This is a genomic window from Nocardiopsis nanhaiensis (genome assembly GCF_054778635.1).
In genome coordinates, this window is the sequence record NZ_BAAGZJ010000201.1 from 1 (window position 1) to 755 (window position 755).

Annotated in this window: 1 protein-coding gene; it reads right to left on the reverse strand. The window is 67.9% G+C overall.

The genetic code is table 11. The features are described from left to right. On the reverse strand, positions 1-718 hold a 718-nt coding region (locus ACYVD1_RS34775), incomplete at its 3' end, for an HNH endonuclease signature motif containing protein (protein ID WP_460778726.1). Between the last annotated feature and the right edge of the window lie 37 nt (positions 719-755).

Genomic DNA, 755 nt, shown 5'->3' on the forward strand with positions numbered 1-755 from the left:
TGCGGTTGCGGTGGGAGGGACGGCCCTGCCAGATGGAGGCCTCCGGGTTGGTCTCCCTCCGGTACTTGAGCCGGTTGTGGTCCGAGCACAGTGGCTGAATGTTGTCCGCGCTGGTGGACCCACCGGCCGAGAAGCTGATCTTGTGGTCGGCCTCCGACCCGCTGGCCGGGAAGTTGCACCCCTGGTACCAGGCGCAGGTGGTGTGACCGAACAGCCCCGCATCCCGCAGAGCACCCGTGGCATCGCGCTGGGTGCGGCCCACGTCCAACACCCGGTCACCCTTAGGGGAGGTGACCATCCGACGCAGCACACTGTTGGGGGCCAGGGCACGGATCGCGGCCATGGAGACCACCTGCCCATCCTGGGTCACCGCAGGCCCCGCACCCTCGGTCTGGTTCTGAAGGCCCAGGAAGGTGGGCAGGGGCACCATGATGTTGATCATCGCCACCGCAGCACGCTTGCGACCCTTGCGCCCCTTCCCCTGGCCGTCCCCGCCCCCGGCACCCTCAGCACCCTCAGCGCCCTCACCGTCCCCGGTGGGGTTGGTCGCGGACCGGACCAGGTTCATGAACGCGTCATACATCCGCTCCGAAGCCGACACGTGCAGCCTCTCGGGGTCATACTCCACCTCGTGGGCCTTGAGCACACACCTAAGCTCCTCGGCGTGCTCACCCGGACCCCAGGCCTCGAACAGGTGAGTGCCATCAAAGGTGCGCACCAAACGCGCACCACGGGCGTCGAAGGCGGCCTGGTAC